Source organism: Leptospira abararensis, assembly GCF_016918735.1.
Taxonomy (GTDB): Bacteria; Spirochaetota; Leptospiria; order Leptospirales; family Leptospiraceae; genus Leptospira_A; species Leptospira_A abararensis.
In genome coordinates, this window is the sequence record NZ_JAFFPR010000056.1 from 1 (window position 1) to 18,724 (window position 18,724).

The following is an 18,724-nucleotide window of genomic DNA, read 5'->3' on the forward strand; positions in this document are numbered from 1 at the left end:
AAAAACTGTAATGAAAAGAAATAATAATCTTGTGGTCTGCATATTTAAACCTATTTTTTAAATAATATTTTCGGATGACTTTTGTTTTACGGAAGAATACTGATTCCTTAAAACTAGTCTACATAAAATTTCACTTTTAATGAAAACCATTTCGAATCTGACTTTACATCCGAAAGATATTTTCTGAACCTTAGTTGTTTCTTCAGGCTGCAAGCAGCTGTTTTTCGAATTGAGAGAACTTTGCGGGGAAAATAAGGAAATTCGAATACTGCTATGATTAAAAAATCAATCCCACAACTCCCATCTTTGAATCTTTTGCGATCTAAGGAATTCTATGAAAAGAATCTGGGATTCCAAACTCTAAAACAATATGAGGATATACTATTATTGGGAAAGGATGGATTTGAGCTTCATTTATGGTTATGCGATGATCCGTCCATTCCTCAAAACTCCAGTGTCTATTACCATGTCGATAGTATTGATTCCATGTATTTGGATTACAAAAACAAAGGAATTGTCCATAAAAATGCAGATTTGATGGATAAACCCTGGGGCATGAGGGAATTCTATGTTGTGGATTTGGATGGAAATTTATTGAAGTTTGGGCAGGTTATAGAAAAATAACTAGATAGATTTTTAAAAATCGAATGTCTAATTCGAGTAATGGAAACTTATTTGTGTTAAATGCAAATTTGTTTTTGTAATACAATGAATGCTTCATTCTATCCGAATTGGATGTTTTACTAAATAAGAGAATGAAACTTAAGTGAATATAAATCGAATCCTATTTTTCCATTCCATCCGAGCGGCTGCTTTGGCTTTTTTGGTTTTTCATCTCTCCTGCAAAACTCCCATGCCCGAGTTAAGTTCAGAAGCAAAATTATCCAAAGGGAAAATGATTTCCATTCGATGGACCACTACCGATCCAGTTTTGGCAAAAGTATTTAATGAAGTGTTTCCGGTCCCGCCCGCCATCCTTTTGGATGAAAAAACTAATGTGGCTGATCTGACAACAATTCCTCTTCCAGATCCGAATCCCGCCCATGCTCCGAAACCAAAAATAGAAAAACCGATTAATCCTAATGAACTGCCTAGATGGGATCGCGGATTCGAATTATCAAATATAGATAATCTAACGCTAATCATTCGAAAAGAAAGCCAAAGACCATTTTATAGTATTGGTATGAGTCTTCTTGCATTGACTATGTTATACTATGGAACGATGGAAACAGAAGCGGAGTTAGTTTGGACTTCGGGAGAAACCAATCTCCATAGAATTTCATTTTTGTCCACTTACGAAACCATCTGGGCACCAATGCCATTTTATATTGGAACCGGTTCTACAATTGTGGCACCAGCTTTCAATTCGAATCGTTATCCATCTAGTTTGCAAAAATACTGTACACAAGAAAAACCAAGTAAACTACGTGAGTCCTTAGAACAATCTCATACAGAAAATTGCAAAGAATATGAAACATTCTTGAGGCGTTTGTTCTTACAAAATTATGATACCATCCATTCCCAACTGAAGGAATGGGAAAAACGAAACCAAGATTGGTTTCAGCCATAACAAAGGAAATAATCGATTTGATTCAGAATCAAAAAATCTTTCATGGATTCTCTCATAAACTCGTTGTTATTGTTTCTTTTGTATTTTTTTCGACGATAATTCCACTAAAGGATCTAAATTCGATTTCTATCCCAAAAGAAAATTGGACTCTCGTGCTATATGGAGGTATCTTTACCACTACCGATCTGATTCCCATCGTGTTTCGCCAGAAAACAGATTATAAAGAATCTTATATCGGAAGTTTTGGTATTTCAAGACCTCTTGATTATCGGATTCGATGGTTTGATTTTTTATGGGAAGGAAATGTAACCAAACATTTCGGTGAAATGAATCATTGGGAAATGAACGGTTTTTACATAGTCAAAATAGATAGAATGTACGGTTCTCCTTTTAGTTTATCGTTAGGTGAAGGTTTATCGCTCGCATCGGAAAATCCAAAATTAGAAAACAAAGCTAAAGGATATTATTTAGATGGATTACAAAAAGACGCAATTGAATCCAGGGCACTACTTAACTATATGATGGTGGAGATTAGTTCTTATTTGCCATTCGAAAGAAAAACAGAACTGTTTTTACGAGTCCATCATAGATCCGGTATTTTTGGATTGTATTGTCCACCCGACCCGAACTGTGGATCCAATTTTGTGAGTTATGGATTTCGAACTTCTTTTTGATTCCGCAGTACAAGGGACAAATGTTGCACTGCAGAACCAGTTCATTGGTTTAACCAAGAATGATTAATTAGGATTAGATTTTGTTGGTTCTTTAATCCAATCGAATTTTGTATCTTTATGTTTTCCTTCTTCTACCAACGTTTTCAAATTGAGAAGTGATTCATAAGGTGTGTCAGTTAACACTAAATTGATGACCGATTGCGGTACTGATCCACCTGGTTCAAAATGAGCTTGGTATTCAATTTTTAGTTTTCCATTTGCCAGAGGAATGATTCGCCAAACACCTTCAAAGTTTTCCATACGAGTGACACCAGAAGGAACAGGACGAGCATTAGAATCTAACCGTTTGATTTTCATCACTGTTGCCAAAGTTTTTTCATTTTGTTCAAAACCTCGGTCCATAATCAAATCACGATCATTGACTGGCCAAGGGGCACCATTTCTGAGATACACGATAGACTTTTTCTCTGTTCCTGAAAGGACAGTTAGTTCCTTACATTGGTGGTAAAGATTTTTGCAGGAAGCTGGATCCGTTAGAAGTGCAACGACCTGCGAGATGGAGGCATCTACTTCCGTTCGGCCCAAAAATTCATCAAGGTTAGATCCGGCAAAAGGGCGGGTCAAAACTTGAATTCCTTTTTTTCGTTTGGATTCTGACCATTCGGGTGATTGGGCTACAAGAGACGATACAGTTGATAGCAGGGATACTCCTATCAACGTCAGTATAAGGATTTGTTTTTTGATCATGGGTTACCTGCCTATTTGTAAGTGAATGAGTGGTCTCACTGTTTCTGCAAAGAATAATGAGGTTGATGATGCTGGTAACAAACTCAATCCATTTTTTCTTCCTATATTATTGACTGCAAGGATCGCCATATAATTTCGATTTTTATCTACCCAGGGATAGAATCCATTGATTCCTATGCTATGGGAGATAAGATCCCGATCACATTCTGCGGGAACATCTGTAGTCGTACAAAATCTCCAATTCCCTAGGCCATATTGCCATCGGTAACCGAAAGCCGAGAATTGTGAGTATCCAATCTTTGCCCCATTGTATTGGTCCGCTAAAATTTCTGTTACCGATGTTGTGGAAAGGAAATTGGCTATATTGGCTCCTGCTGCATTTTTCGCAGTTCCATTGGTGAGTAGGGCATTTAACATTCGTGCATAATGTTCTGGGGAAATGGAGAGACCAAAGGCCCCGGACAAACTTCCATCCGTTACTTCTGAAGTTCTAGAATTACCTTTCCAAACAGCTTGGCTCGCGTCCCAACCGAGAGGAGTCACAATGAGTTGAGTGAATAATGTATCCCAAGTTTTAGCACAGGAAACCTCTAACATCCGTTGTGCGACTGCCATGTGATTAGAATTGTATTGGAAGAGGGCACCTGGTGTTCCTGTAGATTGGTCGCGGATTTCATTAACACAAGTATCCTTTTGTGTTCCGGTGGCACCCACTGGTAATGTGGAAATACAAGTGGCTTGCCCCGATCCATTCCCACTACCAGCGTTCAGTCCTGAAGTAAAGGATAATAATTGGCGAAGAGTGATCGTGCCTTTTGTTCCTGTCCAACCGAGGATGTCTCCCGTGGTCCTGCTAAGTGAAAGTGCCCCGCCAGTAACACAAGATCCTGTAGTCACTGTTCCACAACCAGCAAAAGTTCCACTGTTGGTATTACAATCGATGGCTCGCATTGCTGTGATGGCAGTTACCCATTTCGATCCAGAAGCAATTGGCCTATAGGTATTATAATCTAATATGGATTGTCTCGCATAAATTCTGTTACCTGATTGGTCATAAACTTGAAAGCTGGCACCTTCATCTGTAGTTTTGGCATATTGATCAAAACAAGAATCGATAGTAAAACATGAACCCGCGATACCTGCCAAAAGTAGGGATCTGGAATCCTTGTCCGTTTCAACAGATTTTTGGCAATCTATGAATAAACAGAATGATAATAGAGATAGAAATATTGTGTAGTAGTTAGATTTCATAAGACTCCTCTTTTAAAAACGAATTGGTTCTATGGTAATGATCTTTCCTGTTTTTTCTAAGTCGCAGGAGGCAAACTCTGGTAAGAGGATCGCATCGCGAGTTACTCCCCCAACAGTGGTTAAACCATCATATACACTTCCCAAAACCAAAGCTCCTTTGGTACGGATATCGGATTCACACTGCAAAACAGAGGATTCCATAAATGATTCGTTATCTTCAATTTCCGTAACATAGGAATAGAGGATTCTGGCTAAAAAACCGTTGATGATCAGAAGAGGGGAGATGGGACCCTGTCCTCCTTTCATTCCTGATTGGGCCAACCAAAAAGAGGATGCAGTCGATTCGGCTTCGAATATCGCATCGGAGATTCTTTTTTTTGCCTCTGAACCTTTAATTGCCCCATAGGTAGGAATTCCTATTCCTTCTGTGAGCATACAATTTGTCAGAAAGACAAAGAAAAGAATAGATAGAAAAATTTGCTTCATGTGATTTTTATCCTTAATAGAGAATGAAACGATCTGTAAACTTTTCCTTTCACCACATGATTCGGATTCCTGAACCGGAACTTATGGAAGATCTTACCCAAGTAGAATCTTATGCCAAAGCCGATTTTGAATCGGCTCATTCCTTTCTCATACGTAAATTTCAAGATAGAATTCCTTTGCGTTTTACACCTGAGTCAGTTTTGGACCTAGGTTGCGGACCTGGGGATATGTCTTTTCGACTATATTCACAATTTCCTACCGCGAATTTTACTTTTTTAGATGGTTCCGAATTCATGTTAGATTTTTGTAAGAAGCGTATCGACACACTTGTGTCAAAAAAAAGAAACAATAAAATTAATTTTAAAAAAGAACTCATTCAGGATTTCGTTCCTGAATCGCCTTATGATTTAATCTTTTCGAATTCACTATTACACCATTTACATGATCCATTCGAATTCTGGGCAGCCGTGCAAAGGTCGATTCACCCCGATAGTTTTATATTTATTTCAGATTTAATGCGTCCTGATTCTCTGACTTGCACAAATCAACTAACGGAACGTTATGCGAATGGAGAATCTGAAGTTTTGAAAAAAGATTTTTATAATAGTTTACTTGCGGCTTATCGAATCGAAGAAGTGAAAGAAATGTTAGAGGTCATTCGTTTGGACTCAAAATTAAATTTAGAGCCAGTCACAGACAGGCATTGGATTTGTTATTCCAAACCAAGGCATTAATTTGCTAGTAGAGAACGACAAAATTAGGTGATTGAAAACCATACCTTGGGTTGGGTGGGAGATAGGAATACAGCGAAAAGGAAACCTTTAGGCCAAGTACTTCTGTTCGACTCTAACTTTATCCATATGGCTTATTCTTAGCTCTGTTGCTAAGTCTTCCAGAAAATGTATTTCCTTCTCGTTAAGAGCCCCATCGGAAGCAACAATACAAACTGCATCTTCAAAAAAGTTTAATGCGTATTCATCATTATCGGAAACTACTTTGGTGATCGTTTTCATTGGGAGGGGATTTTCAAAAGTCTTTGAAAGAATTTCTAAAACTGGTTTTTTCTGGGATTGGAATCCACTAAGGAGGCAGTCTGGTTCAAACAGTACATTCACCAATTCCCCTACGATATCCCCTTCCTTTTTTTTGAACTGCCCATCTGCATTGCAAGCATAGGACCACAAACTCAGGAGGACTTTGGCATATTCAATGTGAAGGTCACTCTCTATGTCCAGAGTCGACTGGATCGATTCCGGATGTTTGTTTTTGTTTCCCTTGACTTGTTTCAAATTTTGAACGATTTTCTTTGCCATAACAAACAGGAATTTTATTGCCTCGGATTCTCCGTTCAACTTCATTTTTTTACTCTTTTCTTGATTTTTCCTAAAAATGGGCTGAATTGGAACTTCGAATCAGGAAACTGGAATTAATCTATGTCGAAAAACATACTCGTTACAAGTGCTCTTCCCTATGCCAACGGTTCCATCCACTTAGGCCATGTTTTGGAAGCTGTCCAAACAGATATCTGGGTACGTTTCCAAAAGTTAGTTGGGAACAATTGTTATTTTTTCTGTGCCGATGACACACATGGAACTCCGATCATGATTGCTGCAAAAAAAGCAGGCAAAACTCCCGAGTCCATGATCGAAGAGGTACAGAAGGAACATTACAAAGATTTAACTTCATTTGGTGTCTCGTATGATAACTATTATACGACAAATTCAGAAGAGAACAAAAAATACTCAGAATCCATTTACCTTACTTTAAAGAAAAATGGTCATATTGTGGCTCGCAATATTGAACAGTCATATTGCGAACATGATCAAATGTTCCTTCCCGATAGATTCATCAAAGGAACTTGTCCTAAATGCGGTGCCAAAGACCAATATGGTGATTCTTGTGAAGTTTGTGGGACCAGCTACTCTCCCAAAGATCTAAAAGATTCCTATTGTTCTATTTGTGGCACGACACCGGTTCTAAAAGAATCTAAACATTTATTTTTCAAACTCCAAGATTTCCAATCTCAATTACAAACTTGGATGGAAGAAGGGAATCGATTGAATGAAGGTGCACAGAAAAAACTAAAAGAATGGTTTACCTCTGGCTTACAAGAATGGGATATCAGCCGCGATGGCCCGTACTTTGGTTTTGCAATTCCTGAAGAAGAAAACAAATATTTTTATGTTTGGCTCGATGCCCCCGTTGGATACATGGCATCTTCATTTAACTTTTTCAAAGAAGAAAAGAAGTTTAATGAATTTTGGAAGGATGGAAGAGGAGAAATTGTTCACTTCATAGGGAAGGACATTTTGTACTTTCATGGACTGTTTTGGCCAGCAATGCTTATGGGTTCTGGATACCAAACACCAGCACAGCTCAATGTTCATGGATTTTTAACTGTTAACGGGGAGAAGATGTCCAAATCAAGAGGGACATTTATCAATGCCTCTACCTTTGCCAAGTATTTGGATGTAGAACATTTCCGCTTCTACCTTGCTTGTCGATTGGGTCCCGGAATGGAAGATGTTGATATTTCCTTCGATGATTTTGTCTCTAGAGTCAATTCCGATTTAATTGGAAATTTAGTGAATTTGGTGTCTCGCGTTTCTACCTCTATCTTAGATAAAATGGAGAGAAAGTTAGGCGTTCTATCGCCAGAAGGAAAATCACTGGTTTCGGATCTTCTTTCCAAAGAATCAGAAATTCGAGAAGCCTACGAAACACGTAACTATTCCAAGGTAATGCGAGAAATTACAGGGCTTGGGGATAAAGTGAACAAATATGTAAACGATTACACTCCTTGGAACCTAATCAAAACCGATGTCGAAAAAGCAAGGGAAGTTGTGACTACTTCTCTAAACTGTGCCAAAATTTTATTTACTTATTTAGCACCGGTGACACCGAACATAACGAGTTCTTTAGCATCTCTATTCCAAGTGCCGACTTTAAGTTTTTTAAATCTTACAGAAACTTTAGAAAACAAAGTTCTTGGTCCATACCAAATGTTATCCAAACGAGTTGAGGAAAAAAATATATCCCTTATGATAGAAGAAACAAAAGAAGCCTTTGAAAAAGCCAATCCAGAGAAGTCTAAAGAACCAGGTAAAACTTCGGCTCCTGATACTAATGTCGCAACGGTCTCGGAAGATGGGTTTATCACGATTGATGAACTTTCCAAAGTAGAACTTCGGGTGGGTCTCATTTTAGAAGCAGGGCCGGTGGAAGGGGCCGACAAACTCTTGTTTGTGAAAGTAAACTTGGGCGAAAAAGGAATCAAAAATGTTTTTGCTGGAATTAAAGCCAGTTATACGGCCGAAGAGTTGGTTGGAAAAAAAGTGGTCGTAGTGGCAAACTTAAAACCACGCCAAATGAAATTTGGCCTTTCGGAAGCGATGTTACTTGCCTCAGGAAAAGAAAAAACATTATCTTTGTTCGTTCCTGATCGAGATGCAAATCCTGGTGATCTTTTAAAATAAACTAATGGCAACTAAGTCGGAACAAATCTTACGAGAAAAAGAAATTGAAGGCATTAAATTTAGCCTTTATGGAAAAATTCTTATTTTTTCTTTGATTACAATTGGAACTTTCTTTGTTGCCCAAACTTTATTTGAAATTCTAACCATCACCTCGATTGCATTATCCTTAAATGTAGTTCTTTATATTTTATCCAAATTTTTAAAACGAGGAAAATTTGTTTCTTTTGTGGGACTATTTTGTGTGGTGATTGATTTATTTATCATCACCATCCTTCCATTCATTTGGTACAATGCGGTGGGGGGAGAATCCCAAGTTCCTAGAACTTATTTAATCAAAACTTACCTACATTTTATCATCGCTGGAACTCTGGTAATGAATGCGTTTAGCATCCAACCTATCTATCCAATGATTTATGCTTTGGGTGTTGTGATTAGCCAAGCTGGAATTTTGGTATATGCCCAACAAGATCCAAGATTTGTAAGCACAGAAAGTTTTAAAGAGGCCTTTCTTGGTCCTGCGGCCCATGTTAACAATTACATCATGTCCATGGGGATCATCGGTGTTCTCGGATTCTTTTTAGCGTTTTTGACTTATCGTGTTAGGCGAACGATTCTATCAGCCGTGAACAATGAAGTAAAAATGACACAACTTTCGAGGTATTTTTCACCAAATGTTGTGGAAGAAATGAATCATGCGGAAGAAGATTTTTTCAAACCTGGTGGCAAAGAATCTACAATAGCCGTTCTATTTTGTGATATTGTTGGATTCACTCAAATTTCAGAAACCTTAGGCCCGGAAAAAACCATGGCCTTACTTTCCGAATACCATAGTTTTATGTTAGAAGTAGTATTTGAACATAAAGGTACCCTCGATAAATTCATTGGCGATGGAATGATGGTTACTTTTGGAACCCCTCTTCCCACGAAAGAAGATGCTACGAATGCGACTAGGGCTGGGGTCGCAATGTTACAAGCCTTATCCCTTTGGAACGAGAACCGGAAAAAAACGGGGGAACAGCCGATTTCCATTCGGATTGGAATTCATTATGGGCCCGTCATTGTGGGCAATGTAGGTGTGGAGAAACGATTGGAATATACGGTGATTGGGGATACAGTCAATGCGGCTAGTCGGCTGGAATCCTTAGGAAAGGATTTAAAAAGGAGCTTCCTTATCTCCAAAGAATTGTATGACCAAATTTCTCTTGAATATCGCCAACACTTAAAGACAAAATCCATGGGCATTCTTTCCCTTCGTGGAAAAACAAAATCGACAGAAATTCTATCTGTGGAGACAAGTTTATGATCCAACTTCCCACAGGAAAAGAAATTACAATTATCACCAAACCTTCTTTGGATTCGAAGGATGTCAGTTTACGAGTGGTCGAATCCAAATTAGCACAAGAATATGTTGATCATTTTGACTTCGGCAAAAAACAATTGTTTGTTGACTGCGATGAAGATGCCTTGTTGGAAATAGATCCAAAACTGGAAATAGGTACCAAACGTCTGTTATGGGAATCTGGAAAATTAAAATTTTCGGAAGAAGAATGGAAGTCATTTTTAGAAACCATTCCTCCCCTTTCTCCGTTTCTGGCCCAAGATCTATCCGGAAAGGATTTGATGTTGGCTTGGGGAAAAAAGGAAAGTCTGATTGCTGCAGTGGAATCAGGGCTTGGTACATATTATAGTCGGTCTCGGAATGGGAAGTGGGTCAAAGGCGAAGAGTCGGGTCACTTACAAAATTTAACTACCATCTATGTTCATGCGAATCCATTTTTTATCCAATATGTAACCAATCAAATCGGGGCAGCCTGCCACACAGGATACTATTCCTGTTTTTTTCGTGAGCTTGGTCCGAATGATTCTATTTCATTCGTCTATTCTAATAAAGTAGGAGTTTAGTTTTGAATCGAATTGTTCTAATCGTTTTGGTTGTCGTTTGCGTAATCTTTATTGTTTATAAATTGAAATCTTCATTAGGTGCAAACCAATCCCAATTAAAAGAAAAAATTGATGGTGGGGCACTTGTTGTGGATGTTCGAACTACCGCTGAATTTCAATCAGGGCATTTTCCTGGAGCCATCAATATTCCTGTAGACCAAGTCTCCAAACGTTTGGATGCATTTGGTGATAAAAACCGTTCGGTTGTTGTCTATTGTGCTTCTGGTGGTCGCAGTGGAAGTGCCAAATCTTTTTTGGAATCTGTTGGATTTACCGACGTAACCAATGCTGGTGGACTTTCCAATATGCCAAACCCTTAAATAAACTCTTTAACAAGTCCTCTACTATAGGAAAGAAACGAAAGGTATATAGGGAAGAGAATCTCCCTTCCCTAAAAAAACAAAACTACATTCGTTTTCGTTTCATATACAATTGTAATCCCGTTAATGCTTCTTTTTTGACTTTGTTACCGAGTGCTGGCCACCAACCGAGAAGAGTTCCAACAGGACCCATTGCCATCCCTAACCACTTCCACATCGAAAAATGATCTTTGTGTGTTAGGATCTTTCCGTCTTTAAAAGTAAAGTTCGCTTGTATTTTATTTTGCACCATTCGCCCTGTTTTACTAAAACTATAATCTGCTTCCCAATCCGCAGATCCTTTCGTGTCATCTGCTTTGACATTAGAAAAACGAATGGTTAAATTTTGACTTCTTTCGATTAACATCAGCCACATGGCCCCAACTTCTTTTCCTTTCAGGAAACCAAAAGCCGGATCTTGGAATTCGATATCAGGGTGGTAACATCCCACCATGGTTTGCCCGTCTTTGTTTTGGAAGGCCGTGTAAAACTTTTGGATCAACTCTTCATTTGCATGCATTGTGGGAAAGATTATGATTGATTAAACTCAGTCTTAGCAAGAAAAAAAGTTATGAAACGAATTCTTCTCTTCTCTTTTGGAACCAGTTTTTTACTCATCGGGCTTGTGGTTCTTTTTTTGGCTGTCGGTTATTTCCAGGAACCCAAATTTCACTCGGAAACCAGCGAATGGCTGAAAGCGGAACCAGAAGACATTTGGAACTATATCATAGATATCCGAGACCTTCCGAATCGCCGTAAGGAAGTAGTGGCCATCAAAATTTTAGAAACCAAACCTGATGGAACGGTGACCAAGTGGGAAGAAACACCGGATATGGGTGGGTATATGATTTTTGAACTCCGCGAATCCATTCCCAACAAACTTTGGAAAATTGAACTCACCGATGCGAGTTTTAAAATGCGTGGGTCTTGGACGTACACACTAGAACCAAAAATCCCCGGAACTGTTGTGACCATCACGGAAGATTCTGAGATCACAAGTATTCCTGTCAGAGGCGCCTATTTCCTAGCCGGTCGTGATGCCACCCTCCAAAAAGAGATGGAACTCATCCACAACCGATTTAGCGGGCGTTAGGGGAATAACGAAACTATTTTAATTCTTGGATCCATTCATCGATCCCTTTACAAATCTTACGAACTGTTTCCCCGTGAAAAATAATCCCCAGGTGGCCTTGTTCATAATAAGTGATCACCTTGTTTTCTGATTTGAGGTCTTTCAGTTCCGTTAAACTTTCTTCGGGCACAATTTTATCTACCGTTCCCACTACACTATAAATCGGCATTTTGAAATTGTTTAAGAAATTTTCTGTATAATTGATGCGACCATCGTTTGACCAGAAACTCCGTTCATTGGAGATTTGGCTTTGGAAAAATTGCATAATCACCGAAACCGATTCTTCGCAAAACACATCTTCCATAAGAAAATACCATTCTGGTGGAGTGATTTCTTTATAACCCACAAAGTCTTTGATCGTTAAAACTTTGGTTCCAATATTATAACTAAAACTTCGTAAACTGGAATGAAGGTTCAAAATCAATTTGAAAAACTTCTTTAAGTCAATCGTTTGGATTGTGGCTTGCATCGAAAAACTTGCCATACTCAAAACCATATCGGAAATCATTTTATGAGGAAGCAAACTGAATCCCCGTTTTAATGTATCAAGTCCAATGAAGTTGGATTTCAGGCTAATGTAGTTTGGCGAAGTGATAGAAACAATTCCTGCGATGTATTCTTCCGGTTGTGGTAAATTGAATTCTTCTTTTAGTTCTTTGATTTTTTCATAAGAAGATACATAGAACCTAGGAATCATTCCCCCCATACTGTGACCGAGTACGACGGTTCTTTCGCTGGGATAATGCCAACGAATCCAACGCAAAATTTCAGGAAAATCATCTTGGATGTAATTATCAACGGTCCATCCTTCTTTTTTGCCATGTTTCGGCATGGTTTGTCTAGACCTACCGCGCATATCCATTAGGAAAACTCGGTATCCATATTTAAGGGCAAGTTCTTTTGCCAGTTTGTCCATCACAGAACGGCGGCAGAAAAATCCAGGAATCAGTAAAAGATTTTTACCTGTATTGTTTAGTTTCTCTGGAGTAAAACTTTTTAGGGAAACCGCATAACCATCAGTTGTTGGAATGATAAAGGATGCATCCATTCTATATTCAATGTTATACTGGTGGGATTTGAAGATTATGGATGTGACCGGTTCTTTTTGGTCTTTGGTAGTGGTATAAAATAAGTTTCTCGAATTGGAAACTGTATCGGCCTTTTCGATATTTTTTTGGGCAATGTAGTGGTCGTTTCCCGATTCCATTTCTTTTGCGACAACAAACTCAATCACATCAAACAAAGAATAAAGTTGGAGAGTGAGTGGTCGGATTTTATCCTCAGGAATGGGATCTTTTGTTATTCCCCACAATATCCCAATGGGATTTTCATTCACAAAGAGTGGAATTCCAATCGCATGGTTCATGGTTTCTGAGAGTAAAACTTTTTTCTCAGGATGAACTTCTTCCTGTTTCAAATTCACAAAAATGACTTCCGGCCTTAGGCCTTTGTTAAAATCAATGATGGACTTTCGAATGAAACCCGCTGACTCGTTACGAGGATCTCCCAAGTGGATGGGGCGAGATTTTTTGATGTATTCTTCAATTCCCGGAATTCTACGACGTTCGGCAATTTCCTTCAGTTTGAAGTGAGTGGCCGTGGCCACAATTTTCATTTCATCTTGGTCGATGACTTCAAAAATCGAAAAATTAAAAATGGGATCATCGTTAAAATCCACGAGAGAAACCATTTTATTTGTGAAAGACTGCCAAATATTTTCCAAAAATTGGAACGTTGTTTTTGGAACCGGAAAAATATAGATTTTGTCCGGGTTCACCATGAGACTTTTATTGCTGTCTCGGGAGGAAATTTTGATCAAACGATCTTCCAACGAATTTTCTTCAAGTGCCATTTAGCATCCTTTCTATTTATAAGGCGATACGGTACGCTATAACTCTATTTTCGACTTTTCATATGCCTGTGAACTAAAAAATAAAGCTAATATGCAACAATCTGATTTCGAATCCATTTCAAGAGTTTCCGTTCCCGAATTAGACTCCATTTTAGGAAAACCATTCCCTGTTTTGGACGATGGGTTTGTCAGACTCGTTGATTATATGGGATCTGATGAATCAATCGTTCAAGCCGCACGCGTTTCGTACGGAAAAGGCACAAAAAAGGTAAGTGAAGACCGAGGTCTCATTCGTTATTTGATGCGCCACCGCCACAGCACGCCTTTTGAAATGTGCGAACTAAAGCTACATGTTCGTGTTCCTATGGACACATGGCGTCAGTGGATCCGCCACCGTATGGCAAATGTCAATGAATACTCTACGCGTTACTCCGTAGCCATCGACTCTGCTCAAACCACACTTCCAGGAGAATGGCGAGTTCAATCGATTGGGAACAAACAAGGAAGTGATGGATACTTAGATTTATCTAAAGGTGACCACCTAACAAAAAGAGAAACCGAATACCAAAAATTTGCTTCTGAAATTTATAATGAAAGATTAGAGATGGGAGTCGCTCGGGAACAAGCTAGGAAAGATTTACCGCTTGCCACTTATACAGAAGCGTATTGGAAAATAGACCTTCATAACTTACTCCATTTTTTGGCACTCCGAATGGATGATCATGCCCAATTAGAAGTTCGTTTGTTTGCGAAAACAATTGGGGAACAAATCGTGCAGAAGTGGGTTCCGAATGCTTGGGAAGCATTTGTCGATTATCGTTTGAATGCTGTGAACTTAACCAAATATGATGCAGAAATCATCCAAGCTCTGAATACCTCTGGAAAAGAAGGAGCCGTAAAAAAAGCGATCGAATTTGGATTGTTAGATGAGAATGGAACCACCGCTAAAAAAAGCCGCGAACGGGAAGAATTAGAAATCAAACTAAAAGGTATGGGATTTGCGATTCCCTGGTAATTTAAGCTACAACCGAATTCGCTAATTTGGTTGATAATTTTTTTCCATTTGTTTGTTAGAGAGATTATGAGCCTCAGAATCTTTTTAACCCTAACTTCTTTAATCCTGATCAGTGTTTCCCTTTCTGCGGAAGAGTTTGCGGTGGCAACTTTTACCCGTGGAAAGGTAAGCTTTCTATCTTCCACAGATTCTTCCAAACTATGGAAGACACTCAAAATAAACGATATCCTAAAACCCGGCGATAGAATCAAAACAGGAAATGGATCCAAAGTTGATTTCCTCTACAAAGAAACGGAAATCCGAATCCAGCCTAACACAGATTTTACTTTAAAAGAATGGAATTTTGAAAATAAAGTCGCTAAGGCTTATGTAGACAAAGGCGCAGCATGGTTTCGCGTGAGCAATTTCAAAAAAGGAAGTTTTGAAGTTTCGACTCCAACGACAACTGCCGGTGTTCGCGGAACAGCCTTTGGCGTGTTTTACGAAGAGAAGGAAAAAAAGGGGTACACTTGCGTTTGCGAAGGTCTTGTTAATATCAATGGATCTGAATTTGCCAAAGGAAGTGGTGGGGCATTAAAAATGGGTGCCACAGAAATTGAAAAAAATGATTACAAAGATATAATCACTAAGGAAGGTGCTACCATCAAGTTTAGAGAAAAACGAAAAGAGATGCCTATGTTGTCTCGTTGTCTTCCTTGTCACAAACCAGTCGGTTGGGAAGATTCTAGTTTTACTCCGGACGAAACTTACGGTAAAAAGTGAAATTTTATTTCTATCTTTCTCTCATTTTATTATTTCTCACCTATCCAATTTTAGGTGAGGAAGTTGTTACCACCAAAAAAGACGAACCAGATGGCTACTATGGACTTAAACTTGGAGCCATCTTAACTCCCACTCTTTCTTATCGTGTTCGAGACAAAGCTTCTGGAACCACAGATTTATCCCCTTCTGACAAAGCCGGTTTTTCGCTTCCTTGGACTATGGTTACCATTTCCAAAGAATGGGAAGACACAGGGATCACGGCGGAATTCTGGGGAGAAATCCTTCGTAACGATTCTCTTACCAATGACACCTTAGCCGGTACTGGTAATAAATCCAATCCCTATGTATTTCTTGTTAGGCGAGCAAATCTTGGTAAAACTTTTGAAATAGGAAATACAAAACACCAAATTCAATTCGGTATGTTTGAATTGCCACATATGTTTTCCGTTTGGTCAGGAAACTATGATTGGCGTTATTTTGATAAATCTCCATTAGAGTCTATGGGTTTTGCAAGAGATCCAGTGGATCTCGGAATCAATTATATCCTTCGATGGAAATCTTTTTCTGTCCAGACCGCTGTTGTTAATGGGGAAGGTTACCGCAATACACAAAATACTACAAACACCGGATATGATGTCATTGGAAAACTAGGATGGGAACCCACTTGGTCCGAAAATTTAAAAACGGGACTTCATGTTTTGGGTAGAGCTTCGAATGCTTTTGGTTACGCGAGTGATGAATGTAGGGAAGGGAAAACAAGTTGTCTTGCTAGTGATGGAAATGCCGCTACAAAAAAACAGGGAAGTGTTTCTCTTAACCAAGAACAGGTCATTGCCGTAGAATCTCATCTAGTCTGGAGAGAAATACTCAATTTAGGATTGGGGGGAATGGTGAAAAAACAACTCGGTGGTCGGATCGTGGATCGTTTGGCACCGTACCAACCATCCGTCATGGTTCCGGAATCTATCGGACGAGGAGCCTATGTTTGGGCTGGTCTTGGGAATGGAACATTGCGGCTTGTGGCACGCGGAGAAATTGCCACTGGTGGGCCAACACCCGGCCTGCAAGCCACAGAAACAGTAGAGAAAGAACCCTGGTTGCGATTCAAACCGGGAACCGTAGATCCTCTCTATTCTAGCCAGGCCTATTACATTACCCGTCAAATTTTTGGAGAATGGTTTTTAACACCATCTGCACGGCTAGCCCTAGGATACACTGAGGTTCGCTCCTATGATACAAGGGGAGAACCAAATAAATGGTATGTAGACAGTACCGGCGAGGCATCGAATCGTGTCGAATATACAGAACAGTTTTCAAAACCTGTGGCGCATCCTATCTCCGAATATGGAAGATTGGATCGAACTATTGTTTTGAAAGCCACAGCTACGTTCTAAGACAGAGAGTATGGTATCTGAAATCCAAGCCTTTATTGAAACCCAGTTGTCATCTGGCTCCTTTTCTATTTTAAGTTTTTTCCTTTTAGCATTAGGTGGTTTACTCGCAGGACTTTTGCCCTGTGTGTATCCATTATACCCGATTACCGCAGGTATCCTCAAGTCCCGAGTTTCCAAACACAAATGGTCTCACCCGCTGGTGTATTATATTGGTCTTGCTACTATGTATGCCGTGTTTGGGCTAATTGCGGGCTTTAGTGGCGGGGCCTTTAATTCTTTTTTACGTTATCCTGAAACGCAAGTTGTCCTTTCCATTTTACTTTTCATATTGGGACTGAGTGTAGCTGAATTTTTGTACTTTCCGTTTTTCTCTGGAGATTTAAGAAATTCGGTAAATGTCAGTTATGCGAATACATTTTTTCTAGGTGTTGGTGCGGGCCTACTTTCTTCGCCTTGTGTAGGCCCTGTGGTAGTTTCCATCCTTGTCCAACTCATTACCTACCAAACCGAAGGGATTCGTATACTTCCGATTGTTTTCACCGCTTTAAAAATGTTTGTTTTTGGTTTGGGACTTGGAATTCCCTTTTTACTGATTGGAGTTTTTGGATTTGCTCTCCCTAAGTCTGGAAAGTGGATGAAGTCGGTGCAGTGGATTCTTGCCTTGCTCATTCTATATTTTTCATATTCTTATTTAGAAAAGGCTTTTGGACTTTGGGGTTTGAATGCGGACTTGTCTGCAAAGGTATTTTTTATTTGGACATTAGCACTGACCTTCCTCTACTTACAAAAGAAAGAAGGCCTACCTTGTGAAAGGATGAAATTCTCACTTTTACAAATGGGTGCCTATACCGCGCTTGTTGTTCTGATTTTACTTTTACAATCTGCTGTTTTTAAATTTCAACCAAACCAAATGGAATCAGATATAGGAACAAACTCAGAGTCCGTGGAAGTTCATGGGAATTTAGAATGGTACCGGTCGAAAGCGGAAGTGTATCGGATCGCTAAAGAAACGGGCAAACCGATATTCATTGATTTTTATGCGGACTGGTGTACCAACTGCAAAGAGTTTCAAAAACTTACTTTAACTCACAAAGAATGGAATGAAACTTTTAAAAATAAAGCCATTCTTTGGAAGGTTTATGATACGGATCCCATCTTCGAAGAATTTGCGAATGATCCAAACTATCCTGAGCTCAAAATCGGTTTGCCATTTTTTCTGATTCTCAATCCAGAGGGAAAGATGATTTATAAATCGAATGATTATTTAGATACAAAAGGTATGATCGAAGCGATAAATCGATAGTTAAGTTTGCATTGAGTCCAGACTAGGTTTTCGATTTTTCCAAAAGAGGAATTCGAATTCCGACTACATTTGATTGATTGCTAAAAAAGGCGATTCGGGAATCGATTGTGCAAGTAAAATTATAAAAAAAACAAACCGATCGAATCGACCGGTTCGCATCATCTTTGTTTAGCGAGGAAGGTGATTGACAGTTTCCAAATATTCGGTGGCGATTTCTTTAACGATATCTCCAGCTGGTTTTACTTCATGGATTTGGGCCACACCTTGGCCAGCCGACCAAATGTCTCTCCACCTTTTGTATTCTTGTTCGATTGCCTTTTCTCCGCCGGCATGACCAGCCGCAATTTTTTTTGGGCCGTCTTCTAAAATTTCCGGAGATCGTTCCACTGATTTTGCTAACCAATTGGCGGGAATTCCTGAAATTTTTTCTGTATAAACGATTTCATCAGGACTTGAATCAATTAACATTTGTTTGTATTCGTTTTGCGCTTTGGATTCAGGTGTTGCAATAAAACGAGTTCCGATATAAACGGCATCGGCTCCTAAAGCCAATGCTGCGGCCATTTGTGATCCAGTAGAGATCGCACCGGCGGCAATGACTGGCAATCCAACTTCTTTTTTTAGATAAGGAATGAGTGCAAAAGGAGTGATGGCCCCAGCATGTCCACCAGCACCTTGGGAAACGGCGATGAGTTGCATTCCTCGCACAGGAAGATATCCCGCTGAATTACCTAATCTGATCCCAAAACCGACCCAACCATA

At 39.3% G+C, this 18,724-nt stretch carries 20 protein-coding genes; 13 read left to right on the plus strand and 7 right to left on the minus strand.

All coding sequences use genetic code 11. From position 1 onward, the window contains the following. Positions 1–273 precede the first annotated feature (273 nt). The 3 genes from JWG40_RS17020 (at position 274) to JWG40_RS17030 (ending at position 2,244) form a co-directional block, all read left to right on the plus strand. Positions 274–624: a bleomycin resistance protein gene (locus JWG40_RS17020; protein ID WP_205286971.1), complete on the plus strand. Its 351-nt coding sequence runs from the start codon at positions 274–276 to the stop codon at positions 622–624. A gap of 142 nt (positions 625–766) precedes the next feature. Then, positions 767–1,570, plus strand: coding sequence for a hypothetical protein (locus JWG40_RS17025; RefSeq protein WP_205286972.1), 804 nt, complete (start codon positions 767–769; stop codon positions 1,568–1,570). Positions 1,571–1,587: 17 nt separating this feature from the next. Beyond that, positions 1,588–2,244 carry a hypothetical protein gene (locus tag JWG40_RS17030; protein WP_205286973.1) on the plus strand — a complete coding sequence of 219 codons (657 nt, stop codon included), beginning with the start codon at positions 1,588–1,590 and terminating at the stop codon, positions 2,242–2,244. A gap of 63 nt (positions 2,245–2,307) precedes the next feature. Here JWG40_RS17030 and JWG40_RS17035 read toward each other — a convergent pair whose 3' ends face one another. From JWG40_RS17035 to JWG40_RS17045, 3 genes are read right to left on the minus strand one after another with little or no spacing between them, the layout of a single operon-like run. After that, on the minus strand, positions 2,308–2,991 hold the full coding sequence (locus JWG40_RS17035; protein ID WP_205286974.1) for an START domain-containing protein: 684 nt from the start codon (positions 2,989–2,991) through the stop codon (positions 2,308–2,310). A gap of 3 nt (positions 2,992–2,994) precedes the next feature. Continuing rightward, complete coding sequence (locus JWG40_RS17040; RefSeq protein ID WP_205286975.1) at positions 2,995–4,242, minus strand: serine hydrolase domain-containing protein; 1,248 nt, start codon at positions 4,240–4,242, stop codon at positions 2,995–2,997. A 12-nt stretch (positions 4,243–4,254) separates the two neighbouring features. Then, positions 4,255–4,728, minus strand: a complete 474-nt coding sequence (locus JWG40_RS17045; protein ID WP_205286976.1) for a TIGR04452 family lipoprotein — start codon at positions 4,726–4,728, stop codon at positions 4,255–4,257. Between the two features lie 23 nt (positions 4,729–4,751). Between JWG40_RS17045 and JWG40_RS17050 the strand changes: the two genes are divergently transcribed. Then, the gene (locus JWG40_RS17050; RefSeq protein WP_205286977.1) at positions 4,752–5,462 is read left to right on the plus strand and encodes a class I SAM-dependent methyltransferase; all 711 of its coding nucleotides are present in this window, start codon (positions 4,752–4,754) and stop codon (positions 5,460–5,462) included. Between the two features lie 87 nt (positions 5,463–5,549). Here JWG40_RS17050 and JWG40_RS17055 read toward each other — a convergent pair whose 3' ends face one another. Further along, on the minus strand, positions 5,550–6,041 hold the full coding sequence (locus JWG40_RS17055; RefSeq protein WP_408611544.1) for a tellurite resistance TerB family protein: 492 nt from the start codon (positions 6,039–6,041) through the stop codon (positions 5,550–5,552). 120 nt (positions 6,042–6,161) lie between these two features. On the opposite strand from JWG40_RS17055, the gene metG reads away from it, so the two are divergent. From metG to JWG40_RS17075, 4 genes are read left to right on the plus strand one after another with little or no spacing between them, the layout of a single operon-like run. Then, positions 6,162–8,204: a methionine--tRNA ligase gene (metG, locus tag JWG40_RS17060; protein WP_205286979.1), complete on the plus strand. Its 2,043-nt coding sequence runs from the start codon at positions 6,162–6,164 to the stop codon at positions 8,202–8,204. Positions 8,205–8,208: 4 nt separating this feature from the next. Next, positions 8,209–9,507, plus strand: coding sequence for an adenylate/guanylate cyclase domain-containing protein (locus JWG40_RS17065; protein ID WP_205286980.1), 1,299 nt, complete (start codon positions 8,209–8,211; stop codon positions 9,505–9,507). Continuing rightward, entirely contained in the window at positions 9,504–10,106 is a 603-nt protein-coding gene (locus JWG40_RS17070; RefSeq protein ID WP_205286981.1) for a phosphoribosyl-AMP cyclohydrolase, read from the plus strand. Before JWG40_RS17065 ends, JWG40_RS17070 begins: the two co-directional genes overlap by 4 nt. 2 nt (positions 10,107–10,108) lie before the next feature. Then, complete coding sequence (locus tag JWG40_RS17075; protein ID WP_205286982.1) at positions 10,109–10,465, plus strand: rhodanese-like domain-containing protein; 357 nt, start codon at positions 10,109–10,111, stop codon at positions 10,463–10,465. An 85-nt stretch (positions 10,466–10,550) separates the two neighbouring features. On the opposite strand, the gene JWG40_RS17080 is transcribed toward JWG40_RS17075, so the two are convergent. Continuing rightward, positions 10,551–11,024, minus strand: a complete 474-nt coding sequence (locus JWG40_RS17080; RefSeq protein WP_205286983.1) for a nuclear transport factor 2 family protein — start codon at positions 11,022–11,024, stop codon at positions 10,551–10,553. A 51-nt stretch (positions 11,025–11,075) separates the two neighbouring features. Between JWG40_RS17080 and JWG40_RS17085 the strand changes: the two genes are divergently transcribed. Then, positions 11,076–11,597 carry an SRPBCC family protein gene (locus JWG40_RS17085; protein ID WP_205286984.1) on the plus strand — a complete coding sequence of 174 codons (522 nt, stop codon included), beginning with the start codon at positions 11,076–11,078 and terminating at the stop codon, positions 11,595–11,597. A 13-nt stretch (positions 11,598–11,610) separates the two neighbouring features. On the opposite strand, the gene JWG40_RS17090 is transcribed toward JWG40_RS17085, so the two are convergent. Beyond that, complete coding sequence (locus JWG40_RS17090; protein ID WP_205286985.1) at positions 11,611–13,488, minus strand: alpha/beta fold hydrolase; 1,878 nt, start codon at positions 13,486–13,488, stop codon at positions 11,611–11,613. A gap of 91 nt (positions 13,489–13,579) precedes the next feature. Here JWG40_RS17090 and thyX point away from each other — a divergent pair, with 91 nt between their 5' ends. From thyX to JWG40_RS17110, 4 genes are all read left to right on the plus strand, one after another. Next, positions 13,580–14,503, plus strand: a complete 924-nt coding sequence (gene thyX / locus JWG40_RS17095; protein WP_205286986.1) for an FAD-dependent thymidylate synthase — start codon at positions 13,580–13,582, stop codon at positions 14,501–14,503. A gap of 66 nt (positions 14,504–14,569) precedes the next feature. Continuing rightward, entirely contained in the window at positions 14,570–15,265 is a 696-nt protein-coding gene (locus tag JWG40_RS17100; protein WP_232369458.1) for a FecR family protein, read from the plus strand. Beyond that, the gene (locus tag JWG40_RS17105) at positions 15,262–16,659 is read left to right on the plus strand and encodes a hypothetical protein (protein ID WP_205286988.1); all 1,398 of its coding nucleotides are present in this window, start codon (positions 15,262–15,264) and stop codon (positions 16,657–16,659) included. Before JWG40_RS17100 ends, JWG40_RS17105 begins: the two co-directional genes overlap by 4 nt. 10 nt (positions 16,660–16,669) lie before the next feature. Continuing rightward, on the plus strand, positions 16,670–17,962 hold the full coding sequence (locus JWG40_RS17110) for a protein-disulfide reductase DsbD family protein (protein ID WP_205286989.1): 1,293 nt from the start codon (positions 16,670–16,672) through the stop codon (positions 17,960–17,962). A 168-nt stretch (positions 17,963–18,130) separates the two neighbouring features. Here JWG40_RS17110 and JWG40_RS17115 read toward each other — a convergent pair. Then, positions 18,131–18,724, minus strand: a 594-nt coding sequence (locus tag JWG40_RS17115; RefSeq protein WP_232369459.1) for an NAD(P)H-dependent flavin oxidoreductase, incomplete at its 5' end; no start/stop codon positions are given.